We start from the raw sequence: 23629 nt of genomic DNA on the forward strand, positions 1-23629 counted from the left end.
TACTATTGTCGATGATTCTATGCAATTTAGTCTAACAAATCCTAGCCCAAATTCCACTGTGAACGTATATTCAGGCAATAAAATAACTATATCATATAGTGGTGCAAAAAATACATATGGTACCGAAAATGTTACAGGCTATATCTCCGCCATAATCAAGCCTGGTGAATATGATTCAAAACCTCTATACTACGCTAGACTCAAAACAGTTGATACCCCGGGAGATGGGGAAGTTTGCATAAAAGTACCTCCTCTTGATGATGGCTACTATAATCTAATTATCTATAATGAAATAGAACGAGGTCCATATAAAACAAACTATGCAAAACCAGAAATACTAACAATATACGTATCAAATATAGTTGACAAAACTGCACCTATAATAAATAATGCTTATAGAAATGCTTCTAATACAACGTTTAAATTTACTGCAACAGATGATACTGAACTTGATCGTGTAGTTACATCATCTGGTTATAATCAATCTCTATTTGGAAATATTATAACTACAAATATAAATACTAATGAAGCCCAAACATCAATAGACGTATATGATTCCGCGGACAACCTAACCAGGAAATATATAGATGATATGATACTAGATGATACCCCCCCCCAAGTTGTCAATATAACATATGATGATGGCACATATACTCTAACTATAAGTGATAATGAATCTGGTATATGGAAGATAACTAATGGCGATGGTACTCGTACTTATCACGACTGTAGTACAATTGTTAACCATATTGTTCTTCCTGATCCTAACATTAGTTTTGAACCAAAATCCCTTTAGGGTAACATTCTCCACTATCTACACCTTAAATTTTTGTCATAAAATTTAAGGTGTAGAAGTGGGGGCTTTTTTTGTAACTATATACAAGCTTTAAACATAGTCTCTTTTCTTATACCTCTCCTTTATTAAAAGAAAAAATATTGCAAATATTATCAAAAAAAGATATAATTTACTCTAATCATTTAGAGGGAGGTTTTTTTAACTTATGAATTTTTTTAATCTTAGTAGTACGTTTTTAACCATTTGGGGATATGAATTGTCCTTTTTAGAATTTTTAGCAACAATATTTGGTATACTTAATGTATATTTGCTTGCTAAAATAAAAGTTTCTAATTACTTTTGGGGGATATTAAATGTAATTCTCTCATTTTTTATCTTTTTTCAAATTCAAATGTATTCAGATATGTTCCTACAAGTATATTATCTAGCCATGAATATATATGGGTGGTGGATGTGGTTACACCCAAAAAACAACAGTCAGTCCAACGATGCTAAACTGAAAGTATCAAAAAACTCGTTATCTTATAATTTAATTGCGGCATTATTAACTGTTATAGGATTCGTATTTCTTGGTTTCTTTCTAAAAAACATTCATGTTTTGTTGCCGACTTTATTTATTGAGCCATCTAGGTCTCCTTTTATTGATTCATTCATAACCGTTCTTAGTATTGTAGCTATGTTCTTTATGGCAAAAAAGAAAATTGAACACTGGTATTTATGGTTTATCGCTGATTTTACTTCGGTAGTGTTTTGCTACATGCAAAATATAAAATTTTTGGCATTAGAATATTTTATATTTTTATTCTTTGCCTTTTTAGGATATATGGAATGGAGAAAAGAATTGTTATCGGAAACTTAACTTTTAAAAAGATGAGTGTACAATTACTCATCTTTTCATATTTTTACTCCGCTACACTTTTCTTCTTCTTCATGTATGACGCAACAAAAGCAATAAGTACTATAACCATTATCATAATAGAAATGTGCTCAAATTTTTTAAACAACGGTCTTACCACTAATTCATAGTTCTCACCAAATTTATACCCTAAAAATATCAGTAGAAAATTCCATGGCACCATCCCCAACAAAGAATATATAACAAACTTTATAAAATTCATTTTTGTTATTCCCGCTGGCAATGATATAAATGTCCTTATTACAGGTAACAGCCTTCCAAAAAATACCGCACTCACACCGTGCTTATTAAATGTCTTTTCAGCTTTATCAAAGTTATCCTTTGATATGAAAAAATATTTCCCATACTTTAATATAAAAGACCTTCCTCCATAAAATCCAACCCAATACGTTAGTACAGATCCTAATAAGCTTCCTAACAACACCGCAACATTTGCACCAAGCAATGTTATCCTTCCTTCCGCTATCATAAATCCTCCTAGCGGCAAAATTAACTCACTTGGCAATGGTATACACGCGCTCTCTAAAAACATACCTAACCCTATTCCTAAGTACCCTAACTGACTTACTATGTTTGTTATAAATACGGCTACTACCTCAATCATTTTAACCATAATTTCTACCTACAGCTCCCTCTTATATTTGTTTTTCAACTCCAGATGACTCTATATCGGTCTGAGAATTTGATGGATTATTCTCTGTATAATTTTTCTTACTCTTCTTTGGTGTGTAAGTATCATAATTCAAAAAATCTGCTAAACTAACCTTTCTATCATTTGTAATGAAAGATCCCTTTACTATCTCATACGCCCTTTTTCTATCGTACAAATAGTACGACCCATTATTTATATATGCTGCGTCTCCTGGAAGAGTATTCATATCTACCACATTTAAATCAAATTTATTAAAATACATAATACTTCTTACTACTATATCAGGACTTATATTTGTATCTATATTGGCATACACTGTATCCACAAAGCCACTAGCTTTGGTTAAATATTTTATATTCAATTTTTGTTTTATAAATTCCTTTATAAAACTTTGCTGCGCCTCTATCCTTTTTATATCGCTGCCATCATAGTATTTGTTAACCTTCACCTTATTATAATGTCTAAACCTCATAAATTGCTCTGCCTTTTCTCCGTCCAAGTGCTGCTCGCCTTTCTTTAAGTGTATATGTAGCTTTTGGCACGGATCATCATATTCCATATCCACTGGTATGTTATAGTCCACTCCATCAAACAGATCTACAATTTCTCTAAACGCTTTCACATCTAAATAAACATAGTATTTGATGTCTATATTTAAAAAATCACTAACTGTCTTCATTGCTAGTTTCTCTCTTCCCATTGGATATGCACAATTTATCTTTGCAAGCTTCCCTTTCACTAAAACTCTTGTATCACGTGGTATGGATAATACTGTAACTTTGGGTTTCTTGCAGTCCACATTTGCTACCATTATTGTATCTGTATTCTTATTTACTTTATCTCCACCTAATATTAACACATTAAATGGTTCTTTTAATTCATCATCCAACACAGGCTCATATACTGTTGAACTAGCGTTACTTGCTACTTTACTTTGGGAGTTAACCCCGCCTATTGACACGTTCTTACTTAGTATCATACACCCAAACATAAAAAACACACCTAAGAATATGCACGTAAAACAAAGTATCAATCTTCTAAAATTCATCTTTAAAAACTCCCTACTCTCTTTTTTTGGCTTACTTTTTCCTATAACTATACTTCTTTAGACAAAAGGTCTCGTATTCTTCCTACATTATACATTTTATTCATACTTTTAGCAACCTCAAATTTTAAAACAAACTGATCTGATTACTCTCTGGCATCCCTTCCAGTGCACCTATCTGATCCAAAATATCAATTACAGGCTTACTCAATCTTGCTTCTGACCTTAATTCATCTATCGACAAGAATTTACCTTTTTTTCTAGCCTCCGCGATACTCTGAGCTGCTGCTTTTCCCAAACCTTGCAAAGTACAAAGTGGTGGACGTATTTTCCCATCCTCTATCAAAAACTTTTCTGCATCAGACTTATATATATCTATTGGTAAAAATTCTATTCCTCTTGCATACATTTCATTCACTACCTCAAGTATTGTCAAAATATTTTTTTCTGTCATCTTCAATTTATTGCCCATGTCTTTATACTCTTTTATTTTTTTCTGTACTCGCTCTTTTCCATATATCATTATCACAGCATCAAACAAGTCTGCTCTTACTGTATAATATGCTATATAAAATGCCAAAGGATAATACACCTTAAACCATGCTATTCTAAACGCCATCATCACATATGCCGCTGCGTGTGCTTTTGGGAACATATATTTTATTTTCTTACATGAATCAATATACCAATCTGGCACATTTTTTTCTTTCATTATTTCCTCATACTCTTTCTTTAACCCTTTCCCCTTTCTGACATCCTCCATTATCTTAAATGATGTCTTAGGTGGTAAACCCGCTCTTAATAAATACAACATTATATCATCTCTTGTACATATAACCTCCGACAATGTAGCAATATTATTGCGCACCAAATCTTGTGCATTATTTAACCAAACGTCAGTTCCATGTGACAGTCCAGATATCCTTATAAGCTCTGAGAATGTCGTTGGCTTAGTATCTATTAGCATCTGTCTTACAAATTTAGTACCAAACTCCGGCACTGCAAATGTACCAACTGTGCTATCTATATCCTCTGGAGTTATACCCAATGCCTCTGTACTTCTAAACAAAGTCATCGTTTTTTCTTCACCTATTGGTATTTTGGTTGCGTCAACTCCCGTTAAATCCTCTAGCATCCTTATCATTGTTGGATCATCATGTCCTAGTATATCTAACTTTAACAAACGTCCACTTATTGAGTGATAGTCGAAATGCGTCGTTATCGTATCTGAATTGACGTCATCTGCCGGTCTTTGTATTGGGCAAAAATCATATATTTCTTTATATCTTGGCACAACCATTATACCTCCAGGATGCTGCCCTGTTGTTCTCTTTACTCCCTCACATCCTTTGATTAATCTGTTCATCTCTGCTTGTGGCACAATCTTATTTCTTTCCTCAAAATAATTTTTCACAAACCCAAACGCTGTCTTACTAGCTATTGTCCCTATTGTCCCTGCCTTAAACACATTCCCTTCACCAAACAACACTTCTGTATACTTATGCGCCTTGGCTTGATATTCCCCCGAAAAATTCAAATCTATATCTGGCTCTTTATCTCCATCGAAACCCAAAAATGTTTCGAATGGTATATCATATCCATCTCTTTTTAGTTCCTGGCCACAATTAGGACAGTTTTTAGGTGGCAAATCAAAACCACATATACCTTTCGTGTCCTCCACAAACTCCGAATACTTACACTTGGTACATATATAGTGAGGCGGCAAGGAATTAACTTCGGTTATTCCAACCATATTCGCTACAAACGACGACCCCACTGACCCTCTTGACCCTACCAAGTACCCATGCTCTAGTGAGTTCCACACAAGCTTTTGCGCAATTATATACATCACCGAAAAACCATTCTTTATAATAGAGTTTAATTCCTTCTTTATTCTGTCCGCTACTATTTTAGGCAAATTTTCTCCGTATATCTCATGTGCTTTGGAATACGTTAACTCCTTTATCTCTTCTTCCGCCCCATCTATCTTAGGTGGATATGTTCCATCCGGTATAGGCAAAATATCCTCTATCATATCCGAAATCTTATTTGTATTAGTCACCACTATTTCATTAGCTAATTCATCATCTAAATAATAAAATTCCGCTAACATCTCTTCGGTAGTTCTAAGATATAATGGTGCTTGGTTATCAGCATCTTTAAATCCCTTTCCCGCCATTAGAATCCTTCTATATACTTCGTCTTTTGGATCCAAAAAATGCACGTCACATGTTGCAACAACAAGCTTTCCCAATTTTTTCCCCAACGCTATTATCTTTTTATTGATATCCTCTAACTCTTTTTTACTCTCAACTATATTATTCTCTAACATAAAACGATTATTCCCCAATGGTTGCACTTCCAGATAATCGTAAAATTTAGCAATCTGTTCTATTTCTAAATCACTTTTTTTATTAACAATTGCACGATAGAGTTCACCTGACTCACATGCACTCCCTAATATTAATCCCTCTCGATACTTTAATATAAGCTTCCTTGGCACTCTAGGTCTCATATAAAAATATTTAAGATGCGACTCGGATATAATTTTATATAAATTCTTTAATCCTACATAATTCTTGACTAAAATTATCGCATGATGAGTTCTAGTCTTCTTTATATCAACATTCCCCTGTAGCAAATTATTTATATCCTCCAATGTCTCTATTTCATCTTTTTTTAGTATATCCAAACACTTAAGTAATATACCTGCTGTAGCCATTGCATCATCTACTGCCCTATGATGATTTAGTAAGCTTACACCTAAGTGCTTTGCAACTATATTTAGCTTATGCTTACTAAGGTTTGGAAACATTCTCCTTGATAACATCAATGTGTCTAAAACTGAATTCTCAACCGAAAGCTTTAGTCTTGACGCAAATTCTTTTACAAATCCTAAGTCAAAAGGTGCATTGTGCGCTACCAAAACACAGCCTTTCGCAAACTCCAAAAACTTTGGCAACACTTCCTCTACTCCCAAACTTTCTGCAACCATATCATCTGTTATCCCTGTCAATTCGGTTATAAATGGCGGTATAGGCACAGTCGGCTTTATAAACTCCGAAAATTTATCTACCTCTTGTCCATTTTTTATTTTTACTGCACCTATTTCTATAATCTGCTCTTTTTTACTATCTAGCCCCGTTGTTTCTATATCAAATACAACAAACTCTGTATCCATTGTTGTATTTTGTTTATCCACCACTATGGGCATCTCATCTTCTAATAAATAGCACTCCACACCATATATCACTTTTATACCGTACTTTTTAGCCGCATCCATTGCTTCCGGGAATGCTTGCACCACGCCATGATCCGTTATAGCTACGGCCTTATGCCCCCAGCTACTAACTCTTTTTATTAGATCCGACGCTGACGATACTCCATCCATTGCACTCATTTGCGTATGAAGGTGTAACTCAACTCTCTTTTCATCCGCATTATCCATACGTTTTTCTTTCTCTTCACCCTTTAAGATACCTAATACGTAAATAGATACTTCTCTTATATATTTATCATATTGCGCATCACCTTTTACCTTTAAAACAGCCCCTTCTTTGACGTGATCCTTTATTCTAATCAAATCATCCTTCTTTAAAAATATCTTGCACGTAACAGAAGATGTATAGTCTGTCATATCAAACATAAATAATATTTTGCCATTTTGTAACTCCCTCTCCTCTGTCGATATAACTTCTCCGTTAAATGCAATCTCCCCTGAATCCTGTGTTATTTCTACTATTTTAATTAGTGGGTCGTTAAACACCTTTCCATATATATCGCTGCTTGGAGTTTTGGGCTTCCTATAATTATTTTCACTCTTTCGTTGTGAATTATCCACAGGCTTCGTTTCAGAAGCTATATTAGCACTGCTTAATATAGAATGAGTAACAACACGATATTCTTCACTTTCTTTCTCTCTTATGTAACTTATTTTCTCCTGCTCGGTTGGCACATAATTACAAAATTCCACTCTTACACTTTTATCAAAATAATCTTTAAGCAATTTCTCTATCATTTCGTTACATCTCTTGCTTAAAAGTATATCAGCACCTCTTGTCAATAGAATAATTTTTAGCTTACCATCAACCAATTTATACTGTGCATTTCTTAGTATCGCCTTTGCAATAGCCATATTACATGACAGCACAAGCAGTATATCCTTCCAATAATTGGCTAACACATCTTCTAGAGTAAAATCACTTTCATATGTAACTTTGATCCTAATTCTTGAATCTTTAAACATATCTTTAAGACTTCTTTGCACTGAATACACAACTGTGGGAGATATCAAATTATACGACACTAAAACCAGTTCTACCTTCTGGCTCTTCTTATACACATTAATGCATCTAACACTGACATTTTTTAAATAACTACTCCTCTTTGCGTTGTCCTCAAGATTCGGAAACACAGATAGAATGTTTCTTTTGTCATGTAATGTTACATCCTGCATAATATATTCCCCCACTATCCTCACATTTTCTCGATTTCCTCTATAAGCTCTTTTACAATATTACCCTCCGAGATTTTCCTTATTATATTGCCTTTTTTAAACAAAAGCGCCTCATTATCTCCTCCAGCAATACCTATATCTGCTTCCCTAGCTTCACCTGGTCCATTTACTGCACACCCCATAACTGCAACTACAATATCTTTGTTTATATCCTGTAGCTTTTCTTGTACCTTACCTGCTATTTCAATAAGATTTATTTTACATCTACCACAAGTAGGACATGAAATGAATTTTATCCCCGTTTTCCTTATCCCAAGTGATTTTAATATTTCTATACCTGTCCTTACTTCATCAACCGGATCACTAGTTAAGGATACCCTTATTGTATCACCAATCCCTTTAGCCAACAGGCTTCCTATGCCAATACTTGATTTTATTGTACCAATCCACTTTGTACCTGCCTCTGTTACTCCAACATGTAGTGGATAATCTGTTTTTTCGTTCATCAACGTGTACGCATCTATAGTTTTTTTAACATCAGATGCTTTTAGTGAAACTACTATATCTCCAAAATCTAAATCTTCTAGAATTTTAGCGTTCTCTATTGCACTATAAACCATCGCATCCGTTGTCACACCATACTTTTCTACTATGTGCTTTGGCAATGAACCGCTATTTACTCCAACTCGTATAGGAACTTTATATTGTTTTGCAACCTCAACTATCTTTTTTATTCTATCCACACTTCCTATATTCCCTGGATTAATTCTTATTTTGTCTGCACCATTTTTTATGCTGTCTATAGCCAATCTATAGTCAAAATGTATATCTGCAACTAATGGTATATTTATATCTTTCTTTATTTTAAATATTGCGCTACATGCATCATGGTCAAGCACGGCTACTCTCACAATATCACACCCAGCCTCCTCTAACCTTCTTATTTGCGAGACTGTGGATTTAACATCTCTAGTATCTGTCGTTGTCATAGACTGCACAGTTACCTTCGAATCTCCTCCAATTTGTAAATCCCCTACTTTAACCACTCTTTTCATATACACACACTTCCCTAATTTCGAATTCTTTGTACCAATCGCGCAATATCATTATACGTAGTCACTAATGCCAAACCAAGCAATACCACAATCCCTGCCATAGAAATTCTTGCTTCTTTCTCTGGCGAAATAGGTTTCTTTCTAACTGCCTCCACCATAAGCAACAATAATTTATTCCCGTCAAGTGCAGGGAAAGGAATTAAATTTGTAGCACCTATTGCTATGTTTATAAACGCAGTAATTTTAAGTAATGATAATACCTTTTCTTTTGTATTTTGGCCTACGCTAGCCGCATCACTCATCGTAGCGACAATACCCACAGGCCCAGTCATTTTTGATACTGATACATCACCTAAAACTAACCATTTTAATGTATAACCTACATTACGAATGTTCGCCCAAATATATTTAGTTGAATGTAATAACACTTCACCTAAATTTCCTTGATACATCTCAAAATCAATCCCTAAATTTATAATTGGCTTATCTTTTACACATTTAGGGACAAGATAAACATCTACTTTCTCGTCATTTCTTAAAAGTGTCACCTTCATTTTTTGGTCTTTATTTGCATTTGTATAAACAAGTATCTCCTGTAAATTAGACACATCCACATCGTTTAATGCTAAAATTTTGTCATTGGGTAACATTCCCGCAGTCTTTGCCGGATAATCTTCCAAAAGCTCTTCTATCGTAGTAGAATTTTCTTTCCTTCCCGTAACAATCCCTAAAACATATCTCTCCTCTTGTACAACCCCAGAAGAAACTTTAATATGTTTTTCTTCTTTGTCCCTAATAACAGTTAAATCTGCCTCTTCTTTGTTATACACATAAAAAAACTGCTGTAAATCTGTTGGAAGATATACTCTACTTTTATTATACTTAACAATTCTATCTCCAGCTCTCATACCCGCATTATATGCGATAGAATTGCTCTCAACATCAACTACTTTTGTTGTCTGATAACCCTTGATTGAAAAAATTATCACTAATATCACTAAACTAGACAATAAGTTTGCAAAAGGTCCGGCTGCAACTACAGCCATTCTAGCCCAAACTGATTTATTAGAAAACGAACCTTGATCAGTACTGCTCTCTTCTTCCCCTTCCATCTTTACATAGGCTAAAATCGGTATCAATCTTAATGTGTACTCAGTATCACCTCTTTTTATACCAAAAATCTTTGGTCCTACAAAAAGAGAAAACTCCAATACCTTTATCCCATTTAATCTGGCTACCAAGAAGTGACCTAATTCATGAATTATTATTATAAAATTAAAAGCTAATATTGTTAATATTATTCTCAAAAAATCGCCTCCTAATTAATATACTTTTTTCTGAGCCTATCCTTTACCTCTTTATCTGCATGCAAAATATCCTCTACCGTCACCCTTGAAATATTTTTATATTCATAAAGCGATCTTTTTATTATATCTTGTATATCTGTAAAATTTATTTTATTTCTTAAAAACAAATCTACCGAAAACTCATTTGCTGCATTTAGCACAGTCGGCATAAGACCGCCCTCAATACTTACTTGGTAAGCCATCTTAAGACACTCAAACGTATCCATATCGGGCTTTTCAAATGTCAATTTATTGTACTTTAATAAATCAAGTTTGGCAAAATTGTTTTTTACTCTATCAGGATACATTATAGCATGGCTAATTGGTACTCTCATATCTGGTGTGCCAAGCTCAGCCATAACCACACCGTCAACATATTCCACCATGGAATGTATTATGCTCTCTGGATGAATAACAACTTCTATTTTATCTACGTCCATATCAAATAACCATTTAGCCTCTATTACCTCAAAGCCTTTATTCATTAATGTCGCTGAATCTATGGTTATCTTCCTACCCATAATCCAATTGGGATGCTTTAACGCCATATCTGGCGTAACTGTCTTTAGATATTCATACTTCTTACCTCTGAATGGACCACCTGATGCTGTCAAAATTATTTTTTCCACATCTTTCTTATCATTGCCATATAAACACTGAAATATAGCAGAATGTTCACTATCTATCGGAATAATCTTAATATTCCTCTTTTTTGCTTCATCCATTATTATATTCCCTGCAACAACAAGTGTTTCTTTATTAGCCAGCGCTACATCATGCCCCGATTTTATCGCCATATAAGTTGGCATAAGCCCTGCTATCCCAACAATAGCAGAAACAACTAACTCTACCTCTGGTATCATTGCAATCTTCTCTAGCCCTTTTTGCCCACTAAATACATCTACCTCAAAATCTCTTAGCCTGTGTTTTAACTCATCCTCTAATCGTTCATCTGCTATTGCAACACATAAAGGCCTAAACTCCCTCGTCTGCTTTTCTAACAAATCTATGTTTGAATTTGCAGATATCCCCAGTACTCTTATATTGTTTAGTTTGCACACTTCTAACGTTTGTCTACCTATAGAACCAGTGGATCCCAGTATTGATATGTATTTTGCCATATATCAAACACCTCCTAAAAACCTCATATAAAAATATATCATAGGTGCTATGAACATTATGCTGTCAAATCTATCTAATATACCACCATGTCCAGGCAAAATATTTCCATAATCCTTTACACCAACAAAGCGCTTTATCGATGATGCAAACAAATCCCCTATTTGCGCTACAATCGCCATCACAAATCCTAATATTCCAAAATACAAAAGCGACACATCCATAACATTAACCGAAATTAAATATTTCCCGTATAACAACATCACCAAGACTGTAGCAATTACACCACCAATAGATCCTTCTATCGTCTTTTTAGGACTAACCTCTGGCAAAAGTTTGTGTTTACCAATTGAAAGCCCTACAAAATATGCAAATGTGTCTGTTACACACGATCCTATAAAAATTATCCATATGTAATATAAACCGTGCTCCATAAGCCTTATTAGTGTCACAAATGCAAATAAAAATGGTATATATAAAATTCCAAACACCGTTACAGCTAAATCAATTATTTTATATCTATGATTTTTTAACACAGCCAGAATCGCCAATACAAGCAATAAAACATACATTCCTCCAGCTAACATAACACTATCAGTTTTAAAACTACTAAATTTTAAAACTGGCACTAACAGCAATGCTGTAGATGCGTATAATATAATTTTGCTCGGCTTACAAGACATCTTTTCAAAACATCTTATATATTCTCTCATCGCTACAATAGAAAACAAGAATATAACAATCCCTAATGCTTTCTTATCTACTAAAATAACACCTACTAAAAAAAATACTATACTCAATGCAGTAATTATTCTAGTCTTCATAATAATATCTTAACGACCTCCGTATCTTCTGTTTCTTTTATAATACATCTTTATTGTATCATCAAAATTTTTTTTTGTAAAATCTGGCCACAATACATCTAAAAAAAATAACTCTGAATATGCACTCTGCCACATCAAAAAATTACTCAACCTCATCTCTCCACTAGTACGTATTATTATGTCAGGATCAGGAATATCTTTTGTATACACATTACCAGATATAACCTCTTGGGTAATATCATCTATATTTAATGTTCCATTTTGCACATCGGCTGCTATTTTCTTCATGGCATAAACAATTTCTTGTCTTCCTCCATAATCTAGTGCTATTACAAAAGTTAATCCTTTTTTATCTTTAGTTGCATCTTCCACAAAACTAATTTTTTCTTGTAACGCAAACGATAACTTATTTCTTCTACCTATAACTTTTATTCGCACATCACTTTTATCAAATTTCTTGCTAAACTCATCTATATATTCAGCGAGAATCATCATAAGATCATCTATTTCTTTCTTTGATCTATTCCAATTCTCTGTAGAAAAAGCATACACTATAAGATACTTTATCCCTATATCGTTAACATGTGCTACTATATTTTTTAATGCATTAGCACCTTCTTTGTGACCAATCTTTCTGGGCAATCCTCTTTTTTGGGCCCATCTACCATTACCATCCATTATAATACCTACACTTTGAGGCAAATTACTTTCTATAGCTAAACACTCCTTTTTTAACACAAACTAAATCTCCCACTCATATACAAACCAATATATTTATTACATCTTTATCTACTTTAGTAACCCGTAACACTCTAAAATCTTCAGTTATCGGCACATCTTTAATTGATGGAGCCTTTGTTATATCAAAAGTATATTTATATTTTTGAAGTTTATTTAGCACCGCCATTGCATCTTTTAATCTAAAGCCTGTCAATTTTTTTAATCCTGTAATCATACTTCTAAAACTTCACTTTCCTTCGCTTTTACTATATTGTCTACTTCACTAACATACTTATCTGTTAAGTTTTGTACATCTTTTTCTGCAACTTTTAATTCATCTTCAGTAACTTCTCCATCTTTCTTCTTATTCTTCATCTTGTCCATAGTGTCTCTACGGATAGATCTTATTGCTACTTTTGAATCCTCGCCTTCTTTTTTTATCTCTTTTGTTAGTTCTATTCTTCTTTCCTCTGTCAATGCAGGAAATAACAATCTTAATATTTTACCATCATTATTAGGAGTAATCCCTATATCTGACTTAAGAATTGCTTTTTCTATTTCCTTTAACAAACTACTATCCCATGGTTGTATCGATATAACGCGTGCTTCTGGAATTGTAACATTTGCAACTTGATTGATAGGAGTTGGAGTTCCATAATAAGGTACACTTATTTTATCTAAAACAGAGACATTTGCTCTCCCTGCTCTCATCCTCTTTAATGTATCTTTTAATACTAAAACCGTCTTCTTCATTTTTTCTTCTGCACTCTTGTACTCTTCTTTTAACATATCTTAGCTCATCTCCTACTTATAACTTATTATTATTTTATTTAACTATCTTAGTTCCTATTACTTCCCCTTTTACGGCTTTAACTATGCTCTCTGGATCATCTAATCCAAATACTAAAATTGGTATATCATTATCCATACACAAAGACGCTGCTGTCTTATCCATAACACCTAACTCTTTATATATAATATCTTTATGTGTTAATTTATCAATTTTCTTTGCATCTGAATTAATTGCTGGGTCTTTATCATATACTCCATCTACACTTTTAGCTAATAATATTATCTCCGCATCTATTTCCGCTGCTCTTAGCGCTGCCGCTGTATCAGTAGAAAAATACGGATTTCCTGTTCCACATGCAAATATAACTACTCTCTTTGTTTCTAAATGCTTTACTGCAACTCTTCTTATATACGGCTCTGCTATTTGCCTCATTTCTATTGCAGTCTGGACTCTGGTCTGTATGCCTCGTGCTTCTATGGCATCTTGTAACGCTAATGAATTTATAACAGTTGCAAGCATACCCATATGATCCGCTGTTGTCCTATCCATTCCTGTACCTGCTCGTCCTCTCCAGAAATTTCCTCCTCCAACAACTATAGCTATCTCTACACCCATATCATAAATTTCTTTTATCTTGTCCGAAATATTTTTGATTACATCAAAGTTTAGGCCAAACTTATTGCTACCAGCTAACGCCTCTCCACTTATCTTTAGCATAATCCTTTTATATTTAGCACCCATAACATTACCAACGCCTTTCTATTTTCTCTTCAAAAATAGGAACATAATATCAACCACTATGTTCCTATTTTGTATTATCACCAAAACATTAAATATACCATTAATGCCTCAAGCATAACATACTAACCTTTTATTTGTTTTTGTACCTCTTCTGCAAAATTTTCTTCCTTTTTCTGCAAGCCTTCACCCATCTCAAATCTTGCAAATCTTCTCACCGATATATTCTCTCCTATAACCGCAATCTTTTCAGTAATCAATTGAGATACTGTCTTATCTGGATCCTTTATAAATGGTTGTTCCATTAAGCAATTCTCGTTATAAAATTTTTCTATTCTACCACTAACCATTTTCTCAGCTATATGTTCTGGCTTACCTTCATTAATAGCTTGAGCTTTTAATATCTCTCTTTCTTTATTTAATACGTCCTCTGGTACATCCTCTCTTCTTACATAAAGAGGCTTACTAGCCGCAATTTGCATAGCTATATCTTTTACTAAAATCCTAAAGTCTTCATTCCTTGCAGCAAAATCTGTTTCTATATTAACTTCTACCAAAACACCAATTCTTCCATTTCCATGTATGTAGGACTCAACTATTCCCTCAGCTGCTATTCTACCAGATTTCTTTGCAGCTTGTGCTATACCTCTCTCTCTTAAGAACTCAACTGCTTTATCCATATCTCCATTTGTTTCTGTAAGAGCTTTTTTACAGTCCATCATACCTACTCCTGTTCTTTCACGAAGAACAGCAACCATTTTTGCAGTAATCATTATATTTATCCTCCTTAAAATACTCTTGTATTACTCCTCTTTTGTTTCTTGTTTCTCAACTTCTGCTACATCCTTTACTTCTTCTGCTGCAACAGCTTCTTGATTTTCACTAGCACTGTCATTAACAGCAACTTCATCTGGTTCTTCTACTCCATCTTGTCCTCCCTCAGTAAACTGAGCACCTTGATTAGCCTCAATTACTGCATCAGCAATCTTTGATGATATAAGTTTTACCGCTCTTATAGCATCATCATTCCCTGGAATTGGATAATCTACTTCATCAGGATCACAGTTCGTATCAACTATTGCTACAACTGGTATTCCAAGTTTACGAGCCTCTAGTATAGCATTTCTTTCTTTTCTTGGATCTACTATAAACAACGCTCCTGGTTGTTTCTTCATATTCTTTATTCCGCCTAAATACTTTTCTAGCTTTTCTTTTTCTGCTCTTAATTTAATAACCTCTTTCTTAGGCAAAACCTCAAATATTCCATTTTCTTCCATATCATTTAATTTATTTAATCTTTCTACTCTTTGACGTATAGTATTAAAGTTAGTAAGCATTCCACCTAGCCATCTAGTATTAACATAATACTGGCCACATCTCTCTGCTTCCTCTTTTATCGCATCTTGAGCTTGTTTCTTTGTTCCTACGAACAAAATTTCTTCACCATTCATAACTACTTCTCTTATGAAATAGTAAGCATCCTCCACTTTCTTTACAGTCTTTTGAAGGTCTATAATATATATACCATTTCTCTCTGTAAAGATATATTCTGCCATCTTAGGATTCCATCTTCTTGTTTGATGACCAAAGTGAACTCCTGCTTCTAATAATTGTTTCATTGAAATAACTGACATTTCCATTCCTCCATAAATTTAGTTTTTTCTTCCGCCAGATTCAACTTCGAGAGAAACCTAATAATAAAGGCACCTTCCCTCAAATCGTCTAACGTGTTTTTTTACCATACGATTATATCACTATATGTTTCATTTGGCAATAAAAAAAATAAAGTTTTTTTCAAAAAAATTACAAAATAATATTTAAAGTAAATTATAATAATAAACGCCCAAAAATTACTTTGTATAACAAAAATGCAGCAAGCACTCCATAACACCTAAATGCATTGCCACATTCATTAATATAATTTTTAAATTATATAGCTCTTTGGTTACTTGTACCAAATCTTCTTTGTTTTGAAGTCTTTCGTTGAGTCCTTCTTGTCTCACTATATACAATTGTAGGCTTTTCCTCTCCATCTACAACTTTTTTAGTTATAATACATTTTTCAACATTTTTTTCTGACGGAACATTATACATTACATCCAACATAATTTCGTCCAATATTGACCTTAAACCTCTTGCCCCAGTTTGCCTTTTTAATGCTTTTTCTGCTATAGCCTCTAACGCGTCTTCCTCTATCTCTAACAAACAATTATCCATCTCAAATAACTTTTTATATTGCTTAACCAAAGAATTCTTAGGTTCCTTTAGTATACTAATAAGCGCATTTTTATCCAATGGTTCTAAAACAGCTAAAAGCGGCAAACGACCTATTAGCTCAGGTATCAATCCAAATTTTAATAAATCTTGAGGCAATATATTCTTTAGGATTTCTCCCATCTTTTGATCCTTTTTAGATTCAATCTTAGCTCCAAATCCAAGTGTTTTCTTACCTATTCTGTTTTGTATTATTTTGTCTATCCCGTCAAATGCTCCTCCACATATGAAAAATATATTTGTGGTATCTATTTGTATATACTCTTGGTGAGGATGCTTTCTTCCTCCTTGTGGAGGAACTGCCGCAATTGTTCCTTCAAGTATTTTTAGCAATGCCTGCTGTACTCCTTCTCCACTTACATCTCTTGTTATAGAGGGATTCTCCGACTTTCTAGCTATTTTATCTATCTCGTCTATATATATGATGCCCTTCTGTGCTCTCTCAATATCAAAATCAGCTGCCTGAATTAATCTAAGAAGAATATTTTCAACATCCTCTCCAACATATCCAGCCTCTGTCAAAGATGTTGCATCGGCTATTGCAAATGGAACATTCAAAATCTTAGCTAACGTCTGTGCAAGCAAAGTTTTCCCCGAACCTGTAGGCCCTACCATTATAACGTTACTTTTTTGTAACTCAACATCTGAATCATCACAATCACTACCTATTCTTTTGTAATGATTATACACTGACACACTCAATGCCTTCTTAACTTCATCCTGACCTATCACATACTGATCCAAAACAGCCCTAATATCTTTAGGCTTTGGAATATCCTGTACCACTTCATCTTCAATTATATTCATTTCTCTTTCAACCAGCACCTGCGCACAAAGCTCCAAACAGTCTTTGCAAATATTCACACCTGGCCCTAAAACTAATCCACGTGTCTTATTTTCTGGCTTTTCGCAAAAAGAGCAAATTTCATCACTATTATCATATCTCCTAGACACCATATCACCTCTCCTAATTTCTCTTTGTCATCACTTCATCAACTAATCCATATTCCTTTGCTTCTTGTGCTGACATAAAATTATCCCTCTCGGTATCTGCTTCTATTGTTTCTATAGGCTTTCCTGTTCTCTCACTTAATATTTGATTTAGTTTAGCCTTTGTTTTTATTATGTGATCTGCATGAATCTTTATGTCTGTAGCTTGCCCTCTCGCTCCACCTAATGGCTGATGTATCATAATCTCACTATTAGGAAGTGCATATCTTTTTCCTTTCGCTCCTGCTGCTAACAAAAATGCACCCATACTTGCTGCCATACCTACACAAATTGTTGAAACATCACACTTTATGTGTTGCATTGTATCAAAAATAGCAAATCCTGAAGTTACTGATCCTCCTGGACTATTTATATAAAATTGTATGTCCTTATCTGGATCCTCTGCTTCTAAAAACAACATCTGCGCAACTACCAAACTCGCTGTAACATCATTTACTTCATCGCTTAACACAATAATCCTATCCTTCAACAGTCTAGAATAAATATCATACGATCTCTCTCCTCTATTTGTTTGCTCAACAACTACCGGTACTAAACTCATATTTGTCAAACCTCCTTTAATTATATATATTTACTTATTTATTCCATTATATACCCATATAATATTATATACCTATTCACTCATCTTTGCATTATCTACTAGAATTTTTATGCATTTTTTTACTGCCACGTTATTTCTAACATATCTCTTATCTTCATCACTAAATCCTTCATAGAAGTCCTCTTCAGTTACATTGTAAACTTTAGCAATATTTTCAATTTCCTCTTTTATCTCTTCTTCTAAAGCTTCAATGTTTTCTTTCTTCGTAATTGCTTCTATAACCAACTGAGCTTTTACTTCTCTTTTCGCTCTCTCTTCAAAACTTTCCCTTAATGTTTCTATATTAGAACCTGTGTACATCAAATATGTATTCAAATCCACTCCTTGATGACTTAATCTGTGTTCAAAATCGTTTATCAAATTGTCAACTTGTCTTTTTATCATTACATCAGGAATATCCACAGTAGCATTCTCAACTACTTTTTCTATTACTCTATTCTCAGTTTCGATTTTTGTATTATCTTGTGCTATTTTTTCAAGCTTATCCCTTATACTTTTTTTGTACTCATCTAATGTATCAAACTCACTTACATCTTTAGCAAATTCATCATCGATAACTGGAAGCTCTTTTTCTTCTATCTTCAAAATTTTCACTTCAAACACAGCTTCTTTGTTAGACAACTCCTTTTTGAAGTAATTCTCCGGGAATGTAACCTTTACCTTTAATTCATCATTTAATTTTGCTCCAACTAATTGTTCCTCAAAACCTTCTATAAACTCACCAGAACCTATAGTAAGCTTATGTTCATCTGAAGAACCTCCTTCAAATGCAACACCATCTATAGTTCCCTTATAAGAAATTGTAGCAATATCATCATTTTTTATTGCTCTATCTTCAACTGTCTTTATTCTTGCGTTTTTCTTTGCTGCAGTCTCTACCTCTTTTTGAACATCTTCGTCTGTTACATTATATTCAACCTTTTCTATCTCTATACCCATATACTCACCCAACTCTACTTCAGGCTTAACTGCTACCTCAAGCTCTAAGATTAAATCCTTATCTTTTCCTATTTGCTTTATATCTAGAGTTGGATTATCTATTGGCTCTATACTATTTCCCTTAACAGCCTCTGGATACTTCGATCTAAAAATAATTTCTACTGCATCTTCAAAGAAAATTTCATTTCCATAATATCTCTCTATTATATTTTTAGGGGCTTTACCCTTTCTAAATCCTGGAATGTTAAACTTCTTCACATTTCTAAAATACGATTTTTGTACAGCTTCTAAAAACTCTTTATTTTCAACTTCAATAGTAAGCTTAACTGCACTCTTTCCTGATTTCTCTGCTTTACACTTCATTATAATTATTCCTCCTATTAATAAAACCTTTTTTTATTTGTCCTCAAGCGAACCAATTATATCACATAATAAATAATAAATGCAATTAAAAAAAATATATCTTCAAAATTTCAAAAAAATATGCGCAATGCCTTTACATCACACATATTTTCCATTATTTTTAAATATCCTATTCATTAATTTCCCGCTCTTCTCCATTTATCTCTTTTTCAGCACCATTTTCTACATCTGTCATATCAATTTTCTTTCTATTATTTTCTATATCATTCACATTTGTTGCATTCTCATAACTTGGCGGATTCTCTTCTATATTCATATCCTCATGTCCTACCAGTCTATCATTTTCTCTCTCTTCATAACCTGGTGGTTCAATATCTCTATTCTCTAATAATATATCGTTTTCTATATCTTCATAACTTGGTAAAATGTCTCTTTCTCTCATTTCTCGTTCTCTGGTTATTTGTTCGCTTCTTTCTCTTTCTTTTAAAATATCATAGGTAATACCCCCTGCCATTCCCCCTATTAAAATTGATTCTAAAACAGACACTACTATTAAAAATATTTTTAAGCCCATTTGTCCCGCTATAGGAAAAAATCCCGCTGAAAAAAAAGCCCCAATAAATCCTATCTCAACTAAAATTCCTGCACCAATCCCAGCTCCTATCCTTGCTTTATTTTTCCAATCCATTTTACCAGGCCTCCTTTCGAAAAAATCTCTCTCTTACATATTCCACATTTATTATAAAATATCCTCTTTTTTGACAACAAAAAGGTGATAATCCTATATTTAAGATCATCACCTCAATACAAAGTATCTATATATTAAAGTCTACTTTTTCAATATCTTTGCCCACGAATCCTTTAATCCCACTATCCTATTAAATACAAGTTTACCTTCCTCTTTTGAATCCAATATAAAATATCCTATTCGCAAGAACTGGTATCTTGTACCTACTTTCTCATCTTGTAAGAACAACTCAGCTTTTGCATCCTCCAATACCTCCAATGAATTTGGATTTAGGTAATCCTTATATGTCTTGCCCTCACTATCATCAGGATTCTCTGCTGTAAATAAATTGTTGTAAAGATTAACCCTAGCTGGCACTGCGTACTTATCTGACACCCATTGTATTGTTCCTTTAACTTTCCTTCCATCTTCGGCATTACCACCTCTTGTAGTCGGATCATATGTACAATGAACTTCAACAATCTCTCCAGTCTTTTCATCCTTTACAAAGCTTTCGCATTTCACAAAATATGCATGTTTCAATCTAACTTCCTTACCTGGTGCAAGCCTATAGTACTTGTTAGGTGGGTTTTCCATAAAGTCATCTCTTTCTATATATACCACCTTTGAAAATTTTACTTTCCTTGTCCCTCTATTCTCATCCTCTGGATTATTATCTGCATCAAACTCCTCTAACATATCCTCTGGATAATTGTCAATCACTAGCTTTAATGGACGAAGCACAACCATACAACGTCTCGCATCGTGGTTTAATTCCTCACGTATACAATGCTCAAGAAGCCCTATATCAACTGTGCTTTCTGCTTTTGATATACCTATCCTTGCACAAAAATCCCTTATTGACGATGGTGTATATCCTCTTTTTCTTAGGCCTGATATAGTCGGCATTCTAGGATCATCCCATCCATCTACATAACCGTTCTTCACCAACTCCAGTAATTTTCTTTTACTCATCACTGTATAATTTAAGTTTAACCTTGCAAACTCTATCTGACGTGGACAATTTTTCAAATCTAAAGCTTTTAGCACCCAGTCATACAATGGTCTATGTGCCTCAAACTCCAATGTACACACCGAATGAGTTATCCCTTCTAGATAATCTGACAATGGATGAGCATAATCGTACATTGGGTATATACACCACTTATCCCCTGTTCTATGATGATCAACTTTTAGTATTCTATATATTACAGGATCCCTCATGTTTACATTAGGCGATGCCATATCTATCTTTGCTCTTAATACCTTCTCTCCATCAGCAAATTCTCCATTCTTCATTCTCATGAATAAATCCAAATTCTCTTCTACTGACCTATCTCTATATGGACTATTCTTACCAGGCTCCGTCAATGTACCCCTATACTCACGTATATCATCCGCTGTTAGATCACACACATACGCTTTCCCTTTTTTTATTAATTCCACTGCAAATTCATATAGTTTGTCAAAATAACCTGATGCATAATATAATCTATCTTCCCAATCAAACCCTAACCATCTTACATCCTCCATTATGGAATCAACATACTCTACTTCCTCTTTGCTTGGGTTGGTATCATCAAACCTTAAGTTACATATTCCATTATTCTGCTTTGCTAAAGTAAAGTTTAAACAAATAGACTTAGCATGACCTATATGCAAATAACCATTTGGCTCTGGTGGAAACCTTGTATGTATTTTTCTAGTACACCGTCCACTCGATATATCCTCATCTATTATATCTTGAATAAAATTAGAATAAACTCTCTCATTCTCTTCCATCTTAATTTAGACCTCCTAATTTTTCTATACCAACTCTTATCCTTCGCAATGTTTCTGTCTTTCCTAGTATATAAGCAATCTCAATTGCCCCTCCTGGCGATGCAGGCAATCCTGTCACTGCTGTTCTTACTGGCCATAACATCTGTCCATTCTTTATACCCATATCTTGTATAGCCGAAAACAATGCATTGTGTATCGCATCCTCTGTCCAATTATCTACTTTGTCTAGAATTTTCAAAGCTACCTTCAAATTATCTCTAGACATCTCTAGTGTAGTTTTCATCTTCTTATGCACATATATCTCATTGTCGTACTCCGGCAACAACAAAAAACAAGTTAACTTATCTGGAATATCCGTCAATCTTTCAACTCTTCCTTGAATTAGCTCACTTATTCTTCGTATATCTAACACACTCTTATCCAAGTTTTTATAATACGGTAAAGCAAGCTCATGGAATTTATCCTTGTCCATCATTCTTATGTACTCAGTATTCATCCAGTTCAATTTATTTATATCAAATATCGCAGGTGATTTGCTTATACCACTTATATCAAATACATCCTCTAACTCAGCTAATGAAAATATTTCTTGATTACCCTTAGGACTCCATCCCAAAAGCACTACATAGTTTACTATTGCCTCAACTAAGTAGCCCTGCTCAACTAAATCCTCAAAAGAAGGATCTCCTGCTCTCTTACTTAATTTTTGTCCCGAATTTTTTAATATTAACGGAACATGAACATATGAAGGCAACTCCCACCCAAAAGCCTTATACAACAAATTATACTTTGGTGTAGACGTTAAGTACTCATTGCCTCGCACAATATGTGTTATCTTCATTAAGTGATCATCTATTACATTGGCAAAATTGTACGTAGGAAGCCCATCAGACTTTATAAGTATCTGATCATCTAATTCTTTATTTTCTATATCAATATGCCCATATACAAAATCATCAAACCCCGTAACTCCTTCTGTTGGCATCTTTTGTCTTATAACATATGGCACACCTTCCAATAAATTTTTCTCTATCTCCTCTTTTTTTAAATGAAGGCAATGTCTATCATATTTAAATCCTTCTTCACCGTACTGAGATTGCGATTCCTTAAGCTTACTCAATCTCTCTTTTGTACAAAAGCAATAATACGCCTCACCTTTATCAACTAATTTTTTTGCATACTCTAGATATATATTTTTTCTTTCACTTTGTACATACGGGCCATAATCTCCTCCAATATCTGGACCCTCATCATGTTTTAATCCTGCCATCTTTAGTGTCTTATATATTACCTCTACCGCACCCGGGACATATCTTTCCTGATCTGTGTCCTCTATTCTTAGCACAAAATCCCCTTTATTTTTTTTCGCAATTAAATACTCATACAAAGCCGTTCTTAAATTTCCTATGTGCATGTAACCTGTTGGACTTGGTGCATACCTTGTTCTCACTCTTTTGTTCATCTCTAAAACT

At 33.8% G+C, this 23629-nt stretch carries 21 protein-coding genes; 2 read left to right on the forward strand and 19 right to left on the reverse strand.

Going from position 1 to position 23629, the window contains the following annotated elements:
• Positions 1 to 796, forward strand: a 796-nt coding sequence (locus J6Y29_00920) for a hypothetical protein (GenBank protein MBP5426453.1), incomplete at its 5' end; no start/stop codon positions are given.
• 205 nt (positions 797 to 1001) lie between these two features.
• Entirely contained in the window at positions 1002 to 1655 is a 654-nt protein-coding gene (locus J6Y29_00925; protein ID MBP5426454.1) for a nicotinamide mononucleotide transporter, read from the forward strand.
• Positions 1656 to 1698: 43 nt separating this feature from the next.
• Here the strand turns inward: J6Y29_00925 and J6Y29_00930 are convergent, their stop codons facing one another.
• The 19 genes from J6Y29_00930 to J6Y29_01020 all read right to left on the reverse strand — a co-directional run bounded on the left by J6Y29_00930 (position 1699) and on the right by J6Y29_01020 (position 23619).
• Positions 1699 to 2325: a DedA family protein gene (locus tag J6Y29_00930; GenBank protein MBP5426455.1), complete on the reverse strand. Its 627-nt coding sequence runs from the start codon at positions 2323 to 2325 to the stop codon at positions 1699 to 1701.
• A 22-nt stretch (positions 2326 to 2347) separates the two neighbouring features.
• Positions 2348 to 3412, reverse strand: coding sequence for an LCP family protein (locus J6Y29_00935; protein MBP5426456.1), 1065 nt, complete (start codon positions 3410 to 3412; stop codon positions 2348 to 2350).
• Between the two features lie 124 nt (positions 3413 to 3536).
• On the reverse strand, positions 3537 to 7865 hold the full coding sequence (locus tag J6Y29_00940) for a PolC-type DNA polymerase III (GenBank protein ID MBP5426457.1): 4329 nt from the start codon (positions 7863 to 7865) through the stop codon (positions 3537 to 3539).
• A gap of 20 nt (positions 7866 to 7885) precedes the next feature.
• Positions 7886 to 8920: a flavodoxin-dependent (E)-4-hydroxy-3-methylbut-2-enyl-diphosphate synthase gene (gene ispG / locus J6Y29_00945; protein MBP5426458.1), complete on the reverse strand. Its 1035-nt coding sequence runs from the start codon at positions 8918 to 8920 to the stop codon at positions 7886 to 7888.
• A 14-nt stretch (positions 8921 to 8934) separates the two neighbouring features.
• Positions 8935 to 10227, reverse strand: coding sequence for an RIP metalloprotease RseP (gene rseP / locus J6Y29_00950; GenBank protein MBP5426459.1), 1293 nt, complete (start codon positions 10225 to 10227; stop codon positions 8935 to 8937).
• Positions 10228 to 10238: 11 nt separating this feature from the next.
• Positions 10239 to 11387, reverse strand: a complete 1149-nt coding sequence (locus J6Y29_00955; protein ID MBP5426460.1) for a 1-deoxy-D-xylulose-5-phosphate reductoisomerase — start codon at positions 11385 to 11387, stop codon at positions 10239 to 10241.
• 3 nt (positions 11388 to 11390) lie between these two features.
• A complete protein-coding gene (locus J6Y29_00960) occupies positions 11391 to 12209 on the reverse strand; it encodes a phosphatidate cytidylyltransferase (protein MBP5426461.1) in 819 nt (272 codons plus the stop codon).
• 9 nt (positions 12210 to 12218) lie between these two features.
• On the reverse strand, positions 12219 to 12923 hold the full coding sequence (locus J6Y29_00965; GenBank protein ID MBP5426462.1) for an isoprenyl transferase: 705 nt from the start codon (positions 12921 to 12923) through the stop codon (positions 12219 to 12221).
• A 40-nt stretch (positions 12924 to 12963) separates the two neighbouring features.
• A complete protein-coding gene (locus tag J6Y29_00970) occupies positions 12964 to 13164 on the reverse strand; it encodes a hypothetical protein (GenBank protein ID MBP5426463.1) in 201 nt (66 codons plus the stop codon).
• Positions 13161 to 13718 carry a ribosome recycling factor gene (gene frr, locus J6Y29_00975; protein MBP5426464.1) on the reverse strand — a complete coding sequence of 186 codons (558 nt, stop codon included), beginning with the start codon at positions 13716 to 13718 and terminating at the stop codon, positions 13161 to 13163. The genes J6Y29_00970 and frr overlap by 4 nt, the downstream gene beginning before the upstream one ends.
• A 37-nt stretch (positions 13719 to 13755) precedes the next feature.
• Positions 13756 to 14463, reverse strand: coding sequence for a UMP kinase (locus J6Y29_00980; protein MBP5426465.1), 708 nt, complete (start codon positions 14461 to 14463; stop codon positions 13756 to 13758).
• A 122-nt stretch (positions 14464 to 14585) separates the two neighbouring features.
• The gene (gene tsf / locus J6Y29_00985; protein MBP5426466.1) at positions 14586 to 15233 is read right to left on the reverse strand and encodes a translation elongation factor Ts; all 648 of its coding nucleotides are present in this window, start codon (positions 15231 to 15233) and stop codon (positions 14586 to 14588) included.
• A 30-nt stretch (positions 15234 to 15263) separates the two neighbouring features.
• The gene (gene rpsB / locus J6Y29_00990) at positions 15264 to 16094 is read right to left on the reverse strand and encodes a 30S ribosomal protein S2 (GenBank protein MBP5426467.1); all 831 of its coding nucleotides are present in this window, start codon (positions 16092 to 16094) and stop codon (positions 15264 to 15266) included.
• Positions 16095 to 16389: 295 nt separating this feature from the next.
• On the reverse strand, positions 16390 to 17691 hold the full coding sequence (gene clpX, locus J6Y29_00995) for an ATP-dependent Clp protease ATP-binding subunit ClpX (protein ID MBP5426468.1): 1302 nt from the start codon (positions 17689 to 17691) through the stop codon (positions 16390 to 16392).
• Between the two features lie 10 nt (positions 17692 to 17701).
• Positions 17702 to 18286, reverse strand: coding sequence for an ATP-dependent Clp endopeptidase proteolytic subunit ClpP (gene clpP / locus J6Y29_01000; protein ID MBP5426469.1), 585 nt, complete (start codon positions 18284 to 18286; stop codon positions 17702 to 17704).
• A gap of 72 nt (positions 18287 to 18358) precedes the next feature.
• The gene (locus tag J6Y29_01005; protein ID MBP5426470.1) at positions 18359 to 19648 is read right to left on the reverse strand and encodes a trigger factor; all 1290 of its coding nucleotides are present in this window, start codon (positions 19646 to 19648) and stop codon (positions 18359 to 18361) included.
• 169 nt (positions 19649 to 19817) lie between these two features.
• Positions 19818 to 20336: a hypothetical protein gene (locus J6Y29_01010; protein ID MBP5426471.1), complete on the reverse strand. Its 519-nt coding sequence runs from the start codon at positions 20334 to 20336 to the stop codon at positions 19818 to 19820.
• A gap of 141 nt (positions 20337 to 20477) precedes the next feature.
• A complete protein-coding gene (locus J6Y29_01015; GenBank protein ID MBP5426472.1) occupies positions 20478 to 22157 on the reverse strand; it encodes a glutamine--tRNA ligase/YqeY domain fusion protein in 1680 nt (559 codons plus the stop codon).
• A 1-nt stretch (position 22158) separates the two neighbouring features.
• Positions 22159 to 23619, reverse strand: a complete 1461-nt coding sequence (locus J6Y29_01020) for a glutamate--tRNA ligase (protein MBP5426473.1) — start codon at positions 23617 to 23619, stop codon at positions 22159 to 22161.
• Between the last annotated feature and the right edge of the window lie 10 nt (positions 23620 to 23629).

The sequence above is a fragment of the Clostridiales bacterium genome, assembly GCA_017961515.1.
Classification (GTDB): Bacteria; Bacillota; Clostridia; order Acetivibrionales; family RGIG10202; genus RGIG10202.